The sequence below is a fragment of the uncultured Algoriphagus sp. genome (assembly GCF_963974835.1).
Classification (GTDB): Bacteria; Bacteroidota; Bacteroidia; order Cytophagales; family Cyclobacteriaceae; genus Algoriphagus.
This window is the reverse complement of the sequence record NZ_CAXBET010000002.1, coordinates 284,403-301,365: the sequence shown is the minus strand read 5'-3', so window position 1 is coordinate 301,365 and position 16,963 is coordinate 284,403. Positions and strand designations below refer to the sequence as shown.

The window sequence follows — 16,963 nt, the reverse complement described above, 5'->3', positions numbered from 1 at the left end:
ACTCCTAAAAGAATATTCTTTTAAGAGACAGGTTCAATTTGAATTACTATTATTACAATAAACTTTTTGAAGAGATCCTACTCCACTCATTCTCCAGCACACTGTAATAAATGGTATCCCTGCGTCGTCCAAGTGTAAGTAACGTGTGACTTCTCAAAATTCCTTCTTCCACCGCGCCAAACTTTAAAAGTGCATTTCGGGCGGGTATATTAAGCACATCAGTTTTAATTTCTACACGTTTCAGCTTTAGTGTTTCAAAGCAATATTTTAGCATTAAAAGCTTCATTGCTTGATTTATTCCGGCACCATGAAACTCCCTTCCCAGCCAAGTCCAGCCAATCTCTATTCTTTCGTCCCTTTCAGAATAATTCCCAAAAGCAGTGCTTCCTACTACTTGGTTTACATTTTTATCCCAAACTAAAAATTGTAGTCTTTCACCTTTGAGTGCTGGCCTGGCCCATTCATTAAACTCCTCAGGAATGCTCAAGTCATAGGTGAAATAAGTCCAGAGACTAGGGTCATTTGCCAAAGGCATTAAACTAGGAAAGTCTTCCTCCGACAGCGGCCGAAGCTTTACTCTTTCATTTTCTAAAACCAGCTTCTTATCTATCATCCAAGTAGTACAAAAACGTAAACGAAATTAAGATTTAACTCCAAATAACCCTTGGAAATAGCTTCAATTTTGAAATTTCAAATCTTACAAATCCTGAGACTATTTCTCTCTTTATTTAACAAAAAGGTAAGCTTTCAACAGTTGTCTTGCCAAAACAGCATTTTTATGAACACTTTATTAAAAATAGATTTTCCTAACATAATTCGCTTAAAATAAAATTTTCTCTCTTAAATAAGGATATCAACAAAATATTTTTTTAAATTATACCAAAGCGCAATAAACCCTAAACCCTAATATTAATGAAAAAGCTATTACTTTTCTTGATTTGTGGGATGCTTTGGGTAAGTAGTCTCAAGGCTCAACAACCGCAGTACATGGTATTCGAATTCGTCAAGGTGGAAAATGACCAACTTTTCGATTATATCGAGTTTAAAGATTTAATGGAGAAGGTGTACAGGCAGGCACTTAACGACAAACGAATCAAAGGATGGGACTTTTGGTCCATGCAATCCGGAGGTGATCACTCCGACTTCCAGTATATCATGGTGACTTATTACAGCGATCCTGTACAGATGATGAATGGATTGGATGATCAAGCTATGATGGAATATACCAGGATTGCCTACCCGCACCTAAGTAGTATTCAGATTGGCAAATTATTTCAGGAGTCTTTGAACATGCGGGATATGCCGATGAGGCTATACATGAAGGAAATCTCAGAGACCAATGATAAATTTCAGATGAAGCCTGGCGTGTTGGCATCCTTTGATTTGATGAAAGCAAATGAAGGTCAGTTCGATGTCTATGAAAAAGCTGAATCAGAGGTATTCCGACCTATTCATCAAAAGTTTGTAGATCAAGGAATGATGGGTCATTGGAGCCTGATGAGAACTGCTCTACCGCTAGGATCTGAAGCAAAATCCACTCATCTGACAATGAATGTTTACAAGGATTATATGCAATTCTTCAACGCTCAATCCTATGAGGATATGAATCAAACTGCAGCGCAGCGCGAAGCGGTAAACGAAGGGCTAAACTCAAGAGATCAAAAATGGGTTTATCTGGCAACATTAGAAAACGTAGTTCGATAGTCCGGTTGCAACTTACGTGAAGAGGTCTTGAAAGAGACCTCTTTTTTTTACAGTAGTATGAAATCATAAAAAACATTTGAATCACAAGATCCTAATTCATAGTCAGGTTTGTGAAGTAATTTGAATGATTTTCCTACGATCATATACACGAAAAAACAGTATCCCTAAAAGTGGTCCAGCAAAAAGCAACCCCAAGACCTGGTCAATTGTGAGCCAATTCAAAAGATATTGTGCGAACTGAATACTGACAATAGAGATAGCGAATCCAATACAATTTACAAGGGTCAATGCCGTTCCACGATACTCTGGAGGCACACTTTGCGCTACTAAGGTAGAGAACTGTGGAGAGTCTGCTGTTACTAAAATACCCCAAAGTAGTAGTAATCCTATCCAAACCCAATCTGGTAATCCAGCAGCAAACACGACTGAAACACAGCATATTCCTGAGCCAGCTAGTGCCAATTGAGCTACTTTTTTACTACCAATTCGATTTGCAAAAATTCCTCCCAAAGCACAGGAAATTCCACCAATAGCTATTACAAAGAATGAAAGTAAACTATCACTGGAATCCATCACTTCATTTCCTTTGAACAAAACAATAATCATAGGCACGAATGCCCAAAAAGTATATCCTTCCCACATATGTCCAAAATAGCCCGAAGCTGCGCTTTTTAGTGCGTTTATTTTGGCCAATTTTGGTAATAGGCCAAAGTCAAATTTTGAGTTGACAGTGCGAAATGGGCCATCCGGAACAAAAAAACCAACAATAAATCCTCCTAGCAAGGCAAGTCCCGAAGTACACCAAAGCACTAACTTCCAAGAATAGTTTAAGTCTAATCCTTTTAAAAGATGTGGAAAGGCTGTTCCCAAAACTAATGCGCCTACCAAATACCCTAGCGCTGATCCCAACCCCTTCTGAAAATAGTCAGCGGCGATCTTCATCCCTACTGGATATATTCCAGCCAGAAAAAAACCTACCATAAACCGACAGGTAAGTACTTGGGCTAGAGACATTGGAAGAATTACGATCAGCAGATTGAAACTTGCAGCTAAAACGGAACTGAAGAAAAAAACATCACTGGGAGAAAATCGATCGGGAATTGAAAAAATTGCAAATACTAACGTTCCTAGAATAAATCCCAACTGTACTGCAGTAGTAACAGTAGCTAAAATGCCAGGCCTAGTTAGAATCTGGCTGATTTCTGGAGCTACAGCATTGCCCGCAAACCAGAGCGAGGTGCCAAGAAATTGAGCCAAAACAATCAAGATCAAGGCACCCCGAGATGTCAATGATGATTTCAAGCTCCCAGAATTTCCCTGATAGTTTTTACTTCCTCAGAACTGAAAGTAGAATTTTTCACAGAAGCAACATTATCATCTAATTGCTCAGGCTTGGAAACCCCTACCAAAACAGAAGTAATACGCTCATCCTTTAGTAACCAAGCGATAGCCATTTGTGCCAAAGTTTGTCCCCTACCAATAGCTATATCATTCAACTTAGAAATCATATTGATTTTTTCATGAGAAATTTGCTCAGCTTTCAAGTATCGCCCATCCTTGGCAGCTCGGGAATCTGCAGGAATTCCTTTAAGATACTTGTCAGTAAGAAGCCCTTGCTCCAATGGTGAAAATGCAATACTTCCTACTCCCTTTTCTCCTAACACATCCATCAATCCATTTTCTACCCATCTGTCGATCATAGAATATCTGGGCTGATGAATCAGCAAAGGAGTTCCAAGTTTCTCAAGAATGCCATAAGCTTTTGCAGTATCTTCTGCTGAATACTGAGAAATACCCACATAAAGCGCTTTTCCTTGTCGTACCAAAAGATCAAGAGCTCCCATAGTTTCCTCTAATGGCGTATCTGGATCTGGTCTATGATGATAGAAAATATCTACATAATCAAGCCCCATACGCTTCAAGCTTTGATCGCAGCTTGCTACCAAATATTTTTTAGAACCATAATTACCATAAGGTCCAGGCCACATATCCCAACCTGCTTTTGAAGAAATAATCAGTTCATCTCTTAAAGTTGAGAAATCTTTTTTCAGTATTCTACCAAAATTTTCCTCAGCAGAACCAAATGGGGGACCGTAGTTATTTGCCAAATCAAAGTGGCAAATTCCCAAGTCAAATGCTCTACGAAGAATAGATCGGCCTAAAGTGAAATCAGCATTGTGGCCGAAATTATGCCATAAGCCAAGGCTGATTTCAGGAAGAACCAAACCGCTGTTCCCGCACCTGCGATACTTCATTTGATGGTATCGATCAGCTGCCGGCTGATAAGGTAAAAGTGGTGAATGATCGTTGATGTCCATTATTTAAGGTTTGAGTATTAAGATTGAGGCAACCAAAATAGAGTGATTAAAACTCATATCAAATTTAACCCTATAAGAAGTAATCAACTTTTCCATGAGCAGCCAACAAATGATATTTAGATTATTCCTAGGTTGTATATACCTCAACACCTTAAAACCACACTATCAGGCTTAAAGTCCATTATCTGATTAGTTTATGGATAAGGCAAGAGTAATTTAATGGCAAAATACCTCTTATGGAGAAATGTAAAGTATTGCCTGCCTAGCGATCTCAATTCTAAAATCTTCCTTATCACGGGAATTTGCAAATAGAAATATACCCGTATCAGCTTTTTTGGAATAAAACAATAGGCTAGAATAACCAGCCTGCCCGCCAAAGTGACCTATCCACTCATCACCATTTATCTGAGTTTTCTGAAAGCCTAAAGGGGCACTTTCACCTTCAGGTGTGAGCCAGTTAAGTGATTTTTGAAAAAAACCCATTTCTCCCCTTAACAAGTGAATCAAAGCCAAGCTCATATCTTTCGTAGTGGTAATCAACCCTGAAGATGGAGAAGGAAGAATTGGGAAGCTAATTCTTTTTGGCTCTATTCTTTTCCAAAGAAAGGTTTTTTGATACCCTGTAATCTTATTGTCTTCAATTGGCCAGCTGGTAATAAACTCAGAATTCAACATGCCGGAAGGAATCAAAACCTTGCTTTTCATAAGTGAATCAAAGTCCATTTTTGCAGACACGCTAATTAAGTAGCCCAATAAATCGAAGTTCGCATCCGCATAAGAGTAAACAATAGAATCTGAATCGTAGGTGGAAGGCTTATCCAAAAACTCTTCTCCCCATTCATAGAGATCCTGTGAATTTGAAAAAGAAAAAATCATCTCTGAGAAATTTTTATCGCGGATGCGCGATTCATGGGATAAGAAGTCCAGGGGTCGGAGATTGGAAATATTTGAGGAATTGACTTTAATTCCCATTCCCATTGAATTTAATAGGGTATTTGGCAGATGACCTTTCTGTTCTTGGATGATTGCCAAGCCTAATGCAGTAAAAAGTTTTGAGACTGAAGCTACGACTATTTTGCTTTCTACAGTAAGCGGATCTTTGGTGTCCAAATTCTCATACCCAAAAGCATTCAAATAGGTAACTTTTCCATTTTTCACTATGGCTAGCGAAATACCCGGTAAAAGGTAAGTCGACATGGCTTGATTTAATATAGAATCAAGTCCTTCATTTTGGGAAGTTGTATTTAAAGGAGGGGAAAAGCGTACCTTCGGATAACTTTGCCACCACTCCCACGCGACAAACAGAGCCACCCAGAAAACCAAAAAAGCAAATAATATTTTGATTTTCTTGCTCATTAAAAAGCTGGATTTAAATTAAAAAGGTTTAAAATTCATTATTGAATCATCGATAACAAGACTTTTTCAATCTTAAAATTGATTCATAATTAGCGATTTACTTTTTTTCTAAATAGGATAAATCACAATCAAGTTTTTTTCTATCCCAGTCCCCGGATTTTGCAGCCGCTTCATAACAGCTCTGTAAAAATTCAAGAAGCGTCTCCTGTGGAGCCGAAGATTTCCTTACCTCATCGTAACTGAGCATAAATTCACCCATGTCTTTATTCCAGTATGCTTTATCAGGAGAAATTACCGCATGCTGAAAATCAGGGTAATTAGGATAGCAATAGGCATAGAAAACCGGAGTCTTAAAAGCTTCACTACCTGGCCAAAAGCCAACGCTAAATACCTCATGGGAATAAGCTTCATGCATCACTGAGGCTGGAATATTAGGAACTTGACCTGAAAACGCAGGAGCTTCATTTCCCGAAAACCTGGTATACGCCAAATCAAAAGATCCCCAAAAGAAATGAATTGGGCTACTTTTTCCAGTAAATCTTGTTCTGAAAATCCCAAATACATTCTGAATATGTACCAAAGTTTTCCATAGGCTTTGCGCTGCATTTGCCTGGTACATAATGCGCTTCTTATTCTTTAAGAAGGGAATTGGATCTGGTACTTCATTTGGGCTATCATGAATTTTTACTTCAACTCCCAAAAACTTAAGTTTTTCCATCAGTTGCTCATAAAAGCTTGCAACTGTCTGACCACCTAAAGCAAATCTATCCCTAGTTCCATTACTTGTTTTTATCTTCAACTCATGATGAATGAAATCAAATCTGATGTCAAACACACCATTCTCGTAGGGAATTAAGCCAGTGGTAAGCCCTTCTGCATCCACATAAAGTGAGACATGCCAGGAATGGTTTTGCCAAGGAGATTTTTTAAGACGTACTTTTCCTACTATTTGCGACCATTGGTGTAGCAGATAAATAGTGTCTTTATTCTCTTCAAACTGAAATACTGGCCAAGAATTCTTTTTAGCTACCATAGGTAAAAGTTTATCTGTCAATTTATAGGATTTCCTTCCTGAACAAAAATTATATTTCTGACTTTATTATTTTTTCAAGAGTCTTCATGCCCTTGGTTGCGTTATCCAAGATATAATGCACTTTTCTTCGAAAACTTACTTCCGGATTTTTGTTATCAATAAGGTAAATCTCACTTGCATCCGGGACGTAATTTACTAAACCAGCTGCCGGATATACTTGTAGAGATGTTCCTATGACCACAAATATATCAGCAGAAGTAGCAATTTCTATAGCTTCTTCCATCTTTGGAACCTGCTCACCAAACCAAACTATATAAGGCCGAAGCTGGCTTCCTTTTTCACATTTATCTCCTTCTTTGATTTCCCAGTGATCTAGATCATAGACCAAGCTTGAATCCAAGGTACTTTCGGCCTTCTTCAGCTCGCCATGTAGGTGCACAACGGTGGTAGAACCTGCCCGCTCATGCAAGTCATCGACGTTTTGAGTGATTATGGAAACCTTGAAATCCTTCTCTAGCTTAGCCAAAATCAGATGAGCTTGATTTGGCTCACATTCAAGTAACTGCTTACGACGAAGATTATAAAAATTCTGAACTAGTTGCCGATTACGTCTCCATCCTTCGGGGGAAGCAACTTCCATCACATCGTGCCCTTCCCAAAGTCCACCCGAATCTCTGAAAGTTTTGATTCCACTTTCTGCAGAAATTCCGGCACCACTGAGTACAACCAAATGCTTCTTTTTGCTCATGATATAGTGATGATTTTATCCAGCAGATTCATTCATATAAATTATATATCCGGCTTTATACTCAACTTTATTTAACATGTGAATACTTCAAAATCTAGGCAATCAGCGGATATGTACGGAAATGTATTCAGAGAGTCTTAAACAAACCTTGATTTAAGGTATTTAATTTTCTCTCCTTTGTCGGAGAACATCTTTTCGTAGCGTGTCTGAATGCCAAAGTGGTCATCTTTCCACTCAGACTGATAGAAATCATGCGTGAAACCAATTACCTCTATATCTTCTCTTGTTTGGAAAAGCTCCAATGAGTAATTAAATAGATCCGTGTTGTCAGTTTTGAAGTGCAAAAAGCCATCCTTCTTTACCATAGGCTTATACATATCCAAAAAACGTGGTGATGTCAATCTACGCTTTTCATCTCCATCCCGAGGAAATGGATCTGGGAAAGTAATCCAAAGCTCAGAAATCTCATCTGCAGCGAAGTACTTTTCGAGAAGTTCAATTTGGGTTCTCAGAAATGCCACATTGTGAATTCCCTCTTTGGTAGCTGTCGAGCTACCTTTCCAGATTCTACTTCCTTTGATATCTACACCAATAAAGTTTTGATTTGGGAAATTACGGGCTAACCCTACTGTAAACTCACCCCTACCGCAAGCGAGCTCTACAACGATTGGGTTAGTATTTTGGAACTGTACTTCATTCCAGTTTCCTTTGATTGTTTCAAAAATTGGCTTTCCAGCCTGGATTACATTTGGATTCTCCTCGTTTTCTTGGAAGCGAACCAGTTTTTTTCTACTCATCTAAAGCTCTTCAATTTCTGCAACCACAAAAGTACTCCCTCCTACAAAAATCAAGTCATCTTCCGCTGCATTTTTTCTGGCAAATGCTAAAGCTTCATTTATGTCAGGAATAACTTCACCCTTCAAACCCGCAGAAACTGCCTTTTCAGCCAATTGATCTGCAGGTAAAGCTCTTGGGAGTTTTGCTTCGCAAAAAACATAGTTTGCCGATTTTGGAAGCATGGATAGCACTTTGGAGATGTCTTTATCCTGAACCATGCCCAAAACAAGCCATAGTTTTTCAAAACTATATGTCTCTAATTGGGAAAGGATTTCTCGAAATCCAGCTTCATTATGTCCTGTATCACAAATCACTGTCGGGTTGGAGGATAACGTCTGCCATCTTCCCTTCAAGCCAGTTAATTCTGTCACATTTTTCATACCTTCCAAAACTGCCTCAGTTGGCAAATTCCAGCCCATTTGCCTCATTTGAGCTACGGATTCTAGAATTCCCGGAAGATTGTACTTCTGATAATTCCCATTAAGCCCAAAAATCAGATCAATCGTTTCCTTTCCCTGTGCCTTGGTCTGTGTCTTCACGGAGTATGCAGTGGTTTGTGTCCTCACAGACCACTTTAATCCATCTGATTGCTTGAATGATTGGATACTAAAATTCGCCTTGCCGTCCACTTCCGATTCTTTATTAGCTTTCCAATTTTGATCTGCAAAAGTGATGGGTGCGTTCATCGTCTTGGCTTTTTCCAAGAAAACAGCTTGCGTCTCTTCATGTGTTTCGCTGATCACCACAGGAACTTCTTTTTTAATGATTCCAGCTTTCTCCCCTGCAATCAAAGGCAACGTATCTCCGAGAAACTGCATATGATCAAAACCTATATTGGTAATCAGAGAAAGCTCGGGGGTGATAATATTCGTACTGTCAAAATTGCCGCCCATGCCCACTTCGATGATTGCAATATCTACTTCCTGCTCTGCAAAATGCCAGAATGCCATTCCAACTGTCATTTCGAAAAAGCTTGGCTTGAGTTCATCTAGAAAGCTCTTGTTTTCTTCCACAAACTGAACAACCAGCTCAGGGCTTATTTCCTGTCCATTGATTCTAATTCGCTCTGTAAAAGACTTAAGATGCGGTGAAGTGTAAAGTCCAGTTTTATAACCAGCGCTTTGAAAAATAGCAGCTAAACTATGAGAAGAACTTCCTTTCCCATTCGTACCGGCTACGTGAATTGATTTGAATTTATTTTCGGGATTTCCTAGGTGATTGCAAAGTACAATTGTACTTCTAAGATCCTTTCTGAAAGCAGATGCTCCCACTCTCTGAAACATAGGAAGGGAGTTAAACAAGTAATCCAGCGTCTCCTGGTAATTCATTGCTTAATCAACCTTAATAACAAACGTGATTTTCCCAGTGGAAAATTCAGCAGCAGCTCCACCTTGTTTTTTAAAAGAAATCTGATTCACTACCTGACGGTAATAAGCAAGTACATCATTGGATACATTGTATTCCAAGGGAACTGCCTGGACAACCCTTCCCAAATCGTCAATGGTGATTTTAAAAACAATTCTACCATTTCGAGTAGATACTCTATCATTGATATTAGGTCGCTGTGCGAAATCCCATCCTGCAAGATCTAAGCTGTAACCATCACCTGAGTTAGCTCCTTTTCCAGACCCAACACCCATGATCGCTCTTCCGTCAACAGTTCCTTTCGGATCGCCCTCATCTCCTTTTTCGTTAGAAGTTCCCTGAGCTCCGCCAGATGCTGGTGTAGTTCCTTTTCCTGAAGTCCCTCCTGCGCCAAAGATTGCTCTTTGGTCAATTTTTGGTTTTTCAGGAGCTTTTTGCACGGTTTCTTTCTCCTCAGCTTTTGCTGGAGTTTCTACCGGCTTTGCCACTTCTTTCTTAACTGGCTCTGGTTTTTTGGTCTGTTCTGTAGCTTTTTCCTCTCCTCTGATCGGAGAAGGTTTTGTGGTCACAGCCTTATTAACAGAAGGTTTTGGCTGAGCCACAGGTTTAGCAGTCTCAGTTTTTGGACTTGGAGGAGGTATAGCTGGTTGAGTTACCACTTCAGCGACTTGGCCAGGAGCAGCATCTTCTACTACTGGAGTTGGAGTTTCTGATGGAGGTGCAGGGCTATTTCTTTCACCTGAGCCAGTCGGGGTAAACCCAAGGTTCAATTCCAAGCCGAAAGTTGGTAAAGGTGGAACGGGCTGCTTCCAGACCACAATAAAATAGAGCGCAATCAAGAGCAACACGTTGAAGATAATAGTGATTATCCACGATTTCTTTTTGCTTTCGCTCTCTATTTTATCTGCATTCCAGTATTCCATTGCTTTAGAATGGTTTTGTTGCGATTGAAACATTTGCTTCTAATCCTGCTGCGATTCCTCCGATCTCCACTAGATACTCTACTGGTACATCTTTGTCAATATGCAGCACGACCTGACCTTTCTTATCTTTAAGTAAAGAAGTCAATTCTCCCTTGATTTGTTCCCTTGGAACAATCTTGTCATTTACGGAGTATTTCAAATCCTTCGTAACTGTAACGGTAACTTCCTGCATTACGATGTCTGAAGTCTCACTCGAAGGCAAGTTTACAGGTAATCCAGAAGGTGTGATGAAGGAAGATGTAAGCATAAAGAAGATCAACAACAGAAAAATAATGTCTGTCATTGATGACATGCTGAATGCTGGATCTACTTTATTTTTAGCTTGAAGTCCCATAGTGATTAGTCTTGAAGCAAATCGATAAATTCTATCGAAGAATACTCCATGTTGTGAACAAGCTTCGATACTTTTGATACTAAGTAGTTATATCCCAAATAGGCTATAATACCTACCACCAAACCTGCAGCAGTAGTAATCATCGCCTCATAGATACCTTCGGAAAGAAGCTTTGGAGAAACCATTCCTTCTTCCTGAGCTATAGCAATAAATGCCTGAATCATACCCGCTACCGTTCCCAAGAATCCAATCATAGGGGCTGCACCAGATACAGTTGCTAAGAGATTCAAATTTTTCTCCAACTTATAAATCTCGATTTTACCTACATTCTCAATAGCCACCTCGATATTTTTCAATGGGGAGCCAATACGCTCTACACCCTTAGCAATCATATTTGCAACAGGAGTATGTTCTCCGGCGCAAAGAATTTTCGCTTTCTCAGTCTGACCACTTTGCACCAGCACTTTGACTTGATCCATCAAATGAGAAGAAGTTTTAGAAGCCTTATTTAATGTAATCAACCGTTCTACAAAAATAAAAATGGCAAGAATGAACAAAAGGTAGAGCGGAACCATCATGTAACCGCCTTTGATCAAAAGATCAAGAAGACCAATATCTGTTTTGGTGGCACCCATCGCCAGGCTATCTGCTGCAGAAAGAGTATCTGTAGAGAGCGTTTGAAGTAGAATCATATTAATATTTCAAAATCCATAAATCCTCTGTGTATTGGTCTTTGACCCGAGCAAGTTCTTCATTGATTGCTGACCATCCTATCGAAGTTCCTATTGCCAAACGATAATTCGTCACATCTTCGTATGGCATAATTAGATAAATAGTCTCTGCCCTGTCCTTGTATTGCTCAGCCTCTTTCAAAGCCATGGCTTCATTAGGAAGGCTGCCAACAATAATATAGAATTGAGCCCTATCCGCCTTCTCTGTAACCCGAATCAAAGTTCCAGACACCTCAGACGCAATAGTTGTACCAGTTTGGCCCGATTCTACGGGTGGAGCTTCAGAACTTATAGAATCTGAAATAGAGGACTGATTTTCAATGATTTGAGTTTCTTCACTTGGGGTGGAATTGATTGCAACTTCATCATTTTCTTCACTTGCAACTGCTTCTGTGGACTGTGACACTAGCACTTCGGGACTTTGATCAGACACTACAGACTTATTCATCTGCCAAATAATCACAATCACCACTGCCAAAGCCAATAAAGCAGCAATCCAAATCCACGAATTACTGGATTTCTTATCCTCAACCTTGAATTCTGATTTAGAAACAGTATCAATTTTAGAACTGGTAGGTTTAATACCTTGAATCGTCTTCTTCTTGACTTCAGCTATATCGATAGGTGCATCGGGTTCCTCGTCTTTCTTAGGGATTTCAGCCTGTGCTAAGGGAACAACAGCTACATACGGAAGTCCATAGTCTTTTGCATCAGTCCAATGCTTTTTATCTGTATCTGTACCAATCATTATTTTAAGGGAATGTTACGAAACTAATTGAATTGAGTGTAACCCAAACATAAAGCCGCTAACAATCTTAGAACTTAAAGGATGCACCTCCAATAAACTGAATTCCTCTGGTCGGATAATTTAACCAACGCATATTTTGACCATTTAGAATGTTATTGCCTTCAGCAAAAACCGAAATTCTTTCTGTAATGCCATAATCAGCTTTCAGTTGCAGATCAGCGATGGTCTTCAGTTTCACTACTTCATAAGGGCCTGTTTCTTCAAAAATATCACTCAAATCATTACCTCTAGCTTTTATTCCACCCATCAAGTTTAAATTTGCTTGTACTATTAATCGCTGAATTGGAGTTATCTGATTGTTTACTCTCAATTCCCAGATAGGTCTGTTCCATGCTTCTGCCTGAGTGCTAAGGTCGTATTGATACAAATCCAATCTACTATTGAGCGAATACATATCTGAGAATTTATACCCTAATTCTGCATTGATGTTAAAAACAGTCGTTTTCTCATCATATACTAAGCTAAACCTTGCCGAATCACTGGTCACCAAATTATTTGTGTAATTATTCACAAAGAAGTGCATCTGATTGTAACGACTCATGTTGATAGAGCCACGATAGCTAAATGCTCCGCCAAACTGACCTTCTATCCCGCCTTCTACCTTGTAATTCTGAATCGTATTAAGCAACTGGTCACTTGGTCCCAAATATGGGTTTTCATTTACAAAACTATAGTAGGTGTTGCGCTGAACATCCCCAGAAAATTCTGCAAAAAAGCCAAATTCCTCAGCAAACTGATAGTTCGCTTTCAACACTGGAAACACATGAAAATCGCTTGACTTATTCTCTAAAGAATCGTTTTCTGCAATAAGATTCAAACCAGCTGTAAAATTGAATGCCTCATATTTATATGAAACCGTAGGTCTAATAGCAAAATATGTTCTATTCAAAGAGTAATTCAAATCTTCTGGATTGGTGGTAAAGTAAGACAAGCCTACCCTTCCAGCCCAGTCTTCAGTAGGTCTGAAAGTACCACTAGCTTCTATACCTATCTGGTTCTCCTTCACCATGTAGCTATCTGTGAAGTTTCTAAAGCTCAGTTGACCTTCATAAGAAAAAGGGCCGACTTTCTCAAGTTCACGAATTCCAGCCTTAACTTCTACGGCGTGCAACACGTTTCCGCTAAAGCCCACAAAGCTTCCATTCTCATCCAGAAGATAGTTAGGGTCCAAACCATAGAATTGATAACTGTCCTGATTCCAGTTGATCCCGCCGAAGACTTCGAACAGATCTGTAAAATAACTTCCATCAAACCCCAAATTCGTATGGGACTCCTTTGATTCCTCAGCCAGCACAGGACCTTTGCCGAAGCTTTGATGATTCAACTGAAGGGAGTAATTGAAATCTGCAATATCAGTTCCCATGTATCTAGCTTCCAAAAGCGGAGAGTCAAAATTTCCATAGCCTGCACGGATATATCCCTGATATAGATCCAATCGGTCAGGTGTATAGACTTTTTGGGATGGTTCAGCTTTCAAATCCAAGGGTTTCAGATTTAAAGGATAGCTTGTTACCAAATAATTATATTCATTCAAACCAGTTGGCTTAGGCAAAACTGGAAGTTTCTCATACATCCTAGGCTGCACAGGCACTGTTAAAACACGGTCTTTTCTGATCACAAACTCTTGATCAGTCACAGCTCCACGTTGTTGTGTTTGGGCCATTACCAATCCGGATGTCAAACCGATTATTCCTGTCAAAAGGATAGTTTTCGCTAGCTTCATCATGGTTTAATTAAGAGTTTGAAGTTTGGATTGAGCCATTTGTTTAATTTCTGGATTGGTAGAATTCTCCACGATAGATTCGAGTGTAGCTTTTGCCTGAAAGTCTTCGCCACTTTTTACATAGTTATCCGCGAGCAGCAAGAAGATTCTGCCATACCAATAATCATAATTCACGAATGGACCCGATTGGTCAAAGATCAATTCATTGGATTGTGTGATCTCTCCTTTTTCCTGTGAAGCAAGAGCTAATAAATAAAGTGCTTCTGCTCCTTGCTCCGTTTTATAATCAGCTACCAAAGCAGTCAGCGTTAACTCTGCTTGAGATTTCTGATTCAATGCATTCTGTGATTTCGCTTTGGTTAGTAATGCCTTTGGAGAAGATTCAGGAATGACTCCATCCAAAGTAGCCAAACGCTCGGCTTGTGTGATTGCCTGCTGATATTTCTTAGTCTCAAAGTTAGCAATCATCAAAGCCTGTACTGCTTCAGCCTCCTCAGGTTTGCTTCGGGCATTTTGGACGGAAGTCTCTAGATATGGTATTGCTTGCGCAAAGTTCCCTCTTTCCAATTCTATTACGCCAATCTTCTGCATTGCGCGAATTCTCTGCGGAGAAGCAGGTTCTCTTTCAAGAGTTTTAAATTGAGCTAATGCTTGATCTATATCACCTACCTGCATGTAGCTATCTCCAAGGAAATATAATGCATCTGCACGCTGTGCGGACTGAGGATAATTTTTCAAGTAGCTTTCAAAACCTCGAATAGCTTGGGCGTAGTTCTTATCGAAAAATGTCCCCTTCGCGGCTTCAAATTCCAGTGACTGCACACTTCCATTGCTAGGATTAGCTCCTTTATACTTTGTCAAATAATCAGAAAACTCACCTGATCTACCTTGAAGAGCCAATGTTTCCTGAAGGCCTTTCAGAGCAGTTTCAGCATTTTCGGCATTTGGATGATTATTTAAGATCGTGCTGTAGTCCTTCACCGTCTGATCGTAATTCTGCAGCGAGAAATTTGCAACTGCTCTTCCTTCCAAAGCATATGGGACGAAAGGGCTGTTTGGCTTACTACTCAACAAATCAGAAAATGAAACGGAAGCAGCTTGGTAGCTTGTCTCTTCCATATAGATTTGCCCACGCTGATAAAGCGCATCTTCGAGATACAAACTATTAGGATAGCGGGATATTAGTGCGTCCAGTTGCCCCAAAGCTTCCTGGTTTCTGGACTGGAAATTTTGAACAACGGCTAATCTAAAATAAGCATAATCTACTCCTGAACTGCCCTCATTTATTGCCCGCTGGAAAGTGGATGAAGCTTCACCGAATCTCTTCTGAACATAATAACAATCACCTAATCTCAGCAATGCATCGTCGTATTGCTGCTTATTTGCTATGATCTGGCGGTTTTCAGTGAATTTTCTAAACTGCTCTTCTGCTTTCGAGTATTGTTGGGTGTTGAAAAAAGCATAACCAAGACCATAATACGTTTTGGCTACGGTACCATTACTTCCAGAAGGCCGGTTGCTAAGCACTTGTTCGTATGATTTGATCGCCTGTGGCAAATTACCCGCGGCTGAACTTATTTCTCCTTTCCAAAAATACGAATCCAAAACCATGGCTTTATCTACTGGATATTTGAGAGATTTGTCTAGGTAAGCTAAAGCAGGATTCCATTTTTGGTCGCGGTAATAAACCATCGCCTGGTAGAATGCCACCTTTTGATAAGCTTCCTGAATTCTTGGAGATTTATTGGAAATTTTATCCATCTGATCGATTGCCCGAAGGTAATCATTCGTATTCACCAACGCTTCTGAAAGCAAATTCTCAGCTTCTCCCCTGTACTTTCCAGAAGGATAAGCTTCGACATATTCATCCAAAGCAGTGATCGCATCCTGGAAACTGCCCTTTTGCAGATTCACTTTAGCATAATTGAAAATAGACTCTTCCTTAATGGCTGGATTAAAGTCAGATTTGGCAGCAGATTGAAAACTGGTAGAGGCAAACTGATAATTCTCCAATTTTAAATATGCCTGAGCCAAATAATAACTGGAAGCTTGGCCTATTTCATCGGATGCTGAGGCAGATACCTTCAGGTAATCTGTAGCACGTTTGTAATTTTTGATTTCAAACTGAGAAATCCCTGCTTTATAGATTTCATTTCTTCCAAGCTCCTCTCCAGAACGCGAATTGATAAATGCGTCATAATTTTCGGCTGCCTTCGGAAAATTTTTCTTCGCGTAATAAGCTTCGGCCAAGTACAAATAAATCACATCCTTTTTCTCCAGGTTTTGACCATTTGTCAATTTTGGCTCAGCAAAAGAAATCAGCTGATCATAGCTTCCTTGCTTGTAGTATAATGCTGCCAAAAGGTATGGCACCTTGTTGGCATAATAAGGTGATTGAGAAGCTGTCTGAAGATCAGCGATGGCTTTAGTAGTGTTGCCTTGGTCCATGGCGATGAAGCCGCTATAATAATAGGAATCAAAACTTGCTTGCTGATTAAGTGCTTTGCCTTGATCAAAATATGGAGTGGCTTCAGCATATTGATTCAACTGAAAATGTGAATAGCCCTGTTTGAAAAGTACTTCAGCTTGACTTTCTACAGGTAATTTTTCTACCTCCACTAATTTATAGCTATCAATAGCTTCAGCGAAATTCTTTTTGAAGAAAAAGTGGTCTCCCAAATACAATCCAGCAGTGGTAACCGAAGGGTCATTCCCGTGATCGTAAATGTATTTTTTCATTAGGCCTGCCCCATCCGGACTTTCAATCTGAAGCGAAGCCATAGCTCTGTTCAGTTCGGCAGCTTTTGCCTGACCTGAGTTGATGGGTTTTTCCAGAAGCCTTGTGTTATCATAAATACTTGCAGAAAAAAGCTGCTTATCAAAAAGCTCCAGATTATGATCTAACTTTTGTTGAGGACTTGTCTGATAGAGGCTCGACTGCGAATACGCCTCAACACTAAGTCCTAGGGTCGCAAGGAGCACAAGGTGATATTTCATATGATTATAATTTGTCCTTTTAGGTA

At 39.7% G+C, this 16,963-nt stretch carries 15 protein-coding genes; 1 reads left to right on the top strand and 14 read right to left on the bottom strand.

The genetic code is table 11. The annotated features are described in order from the left end of the window. Window positions 1-52: 52 nt before the first annotated feature. Window positions 53-613, bottom strand: a complete 561-nt coding sequence (locus AACZ73_RS07330; protein WP_339876760.1) for a GNAT family protein — start codon at window positions 611-613, stop codon at window positions 53-55. Between the two features lie 299 nt (window positions 614-912). Between AACZ73_RS07330 and AACZ73_RS07325 the strand changes: the two genes are divergently transcribed. Further along, window positions 913-1,704, top strand: coding sequence for a hypothetical protein (locus AACZ73_RS07325; protein WP_339876758.1), 792 nt, complete (start codon window positions 913-915; stop codon window positions 1,702-1,704). 102 nt (window positions 1,705-1,806) lie between these two features. Here AACZ73_RS07325 and AACZ73_RS07320 read toward each other — a convergent pair whose 3' ends face one another. The 13 genes from AACZ73_RS07320 to AACZ73_RS07260 all read right to left on the bottom strand — a co-directional run bounded on the left by AACZ73_RS07320 (window position 1,807) and on the right by AACZ73_RS07260 (window position 16,937). Then, window positions 1,807-3,006, bottom strand: a complete 1,200-nt coding sequence (locus AACZ73_RS07320; protein WP_339876757.1) for an MFS transporter — start codon at window positions 3,004-3,006, stop codon at window positions 1,807-1,809. Further along, window positions 3,003-4,022: an L-glyceraldehyde 3-phosphate reductase gene (gene mgrA / locus AACZ73_RS07315; protein WP_339876755.1), complete on the bottom strand. Its 1,020-nt coding sequence runs from the start codon at window positions 4,020-4,022 to the stop codon at window positions 3,003-3,005. The genes AACZ73_RS07320 and mgrA overlap by 4 nt, the downstream gene beginning before the upstream one ends. 234 nt (window positions 4,023-4,256) lie before the next feature. Further along, the gene (locus tag AACZ73_RS07310; RefSeq protein ID WP_339876753.1) at window positions 4,257-5,378 is read right to left on the bottom strand and encodes a serine hydrolase domain-containing protein; all 1,122 of its coding nucleotides are present in this window, start codon (window positions 5,376-5,378) and stop codon (window positions 4,257-4,259) included. Between the two features lie 97 nt (window positions 5,379-5,475). After that, window positions 5,476-6,411, bottom strand: coding sequence for a DUF5996 family protein (locus AACZ73_RS07305; protein WP_339876751.1), 936 nt, complete (start codon window positions 6,409-6,411; stop codon window positions 5,476-5,478). Between the two features lie 49 nt (window positions 6,412-6,460). After that, a complete protein-coding gene (locus AACZ73_RS07300; protein WP_339876749.1) occupies window positions 6,461-7,159 on the bottom strand; it encodes an NAD-dependent deacylase in 699 nt (232 codons plus the stop codon). 137 nt (window positions 7,160-7,296) lie between these two features. Next, the gene (trmB, locus tag AACZ73_RS07295; RefSeq protein WP_339876747.1) at window positions 7,297-7,956 is read right to left on the bottom strand and encodes a tRNA (guanosine(46)-N7)-methyltransferase TrmB; all 660 of its coding nucleotides are present in this window, start codon (window positions 7,954-7,956) and stop codon (window positions 7,297-7,299) included. Continuing rightward, the gene (locus tag AACZ73_RS07290; RefSeq protein ID WP_339876746.1) at window positions 7,957-9,324 is read right to left on the bottom strand and encodes a folylpolyglutamate synthase/dihydrofolate synthase family protein; all 1,368 of its coding nucleotides are present in this window, start codon (window positions 9,322-9,324) and stop codon (window positions 7,957-7,959) included. A gap of 3 nt (window positions 9,325-9,327) precedes the next feature. After that, entirely contained in the window at window positions 9,328-10,284 is a 957-nt protein-coding gene (locus tag AACZ73_RS07285; RefSeq protein WP_339876744.1) for an energy transducer TonB, read from the bottom strand. 4 nt (window positions 10,285-10,288) lie between these two features. Continuing rightward, the gene (locus AACZ73_RS07280) at window positions 10,289-10,678 is read right to left on the bottom strand and encodes a biopolymer transporter ExbD (RefSeq protein ID WP_057937742.1); all 390 of its coding nucleotides are present in this window, start codon (window positions 10,676-10,678) and stop codon (window positions 10,289-10,291) included. Window positions 10,679-10,683: 5 nt separating this feature from the next. Next, entirely contained in the window at window positions 10,684-11,370 is a 687-nt protein-coding gene (locus tag AACZ73_RS07275; protein WP_339876742.1) for a MotA/TolQ/ExbB proton channel family protein, read from the bottom strand. A gap of 1 nt (window position 11,371) precedes the next feature. Further along, window positions 11,372-12,157: a hypothetical protein gene (locus AACZ73_RS07270; RefSeq protein WP_339876740.1), complete on the bottom strand. Its 786-nt coding sequence runs from the start codon at window positions 12,155-12,157 to the stop codon at window positions 11,372-11,374. Window positions 12,158-12,224: 67 nt separating this feature from the next. Then, the gene (locus tag AACZ73_RS07265) at window positions 12,225-13,943 is read right to left on the bottom strand and encodes a TonB-dependent receptor (protein ID WP_339876738.1); all 1,719 of its coding nucleotides are present in this window, start codon (window positions 13,941-13,943) and stop codon (window positions 12,225-12,227) included. Window positions 13,944-13,946: 3 nt separating this feature from the next. Further along, complete coding sequence (locus tag AACZ73_RS07260) at window positions 13,947-16,937, bottom strand: tetratricopeptide repeat protein (RefSeq protein WP_339876736.1); 2,991 nt, start codon at window positions 16,935-16,937, stop codon at window positions 13,947-13,949. Between the last annotated feature and the right edge of the window lie 26 nt (window positions 16,938-16,963).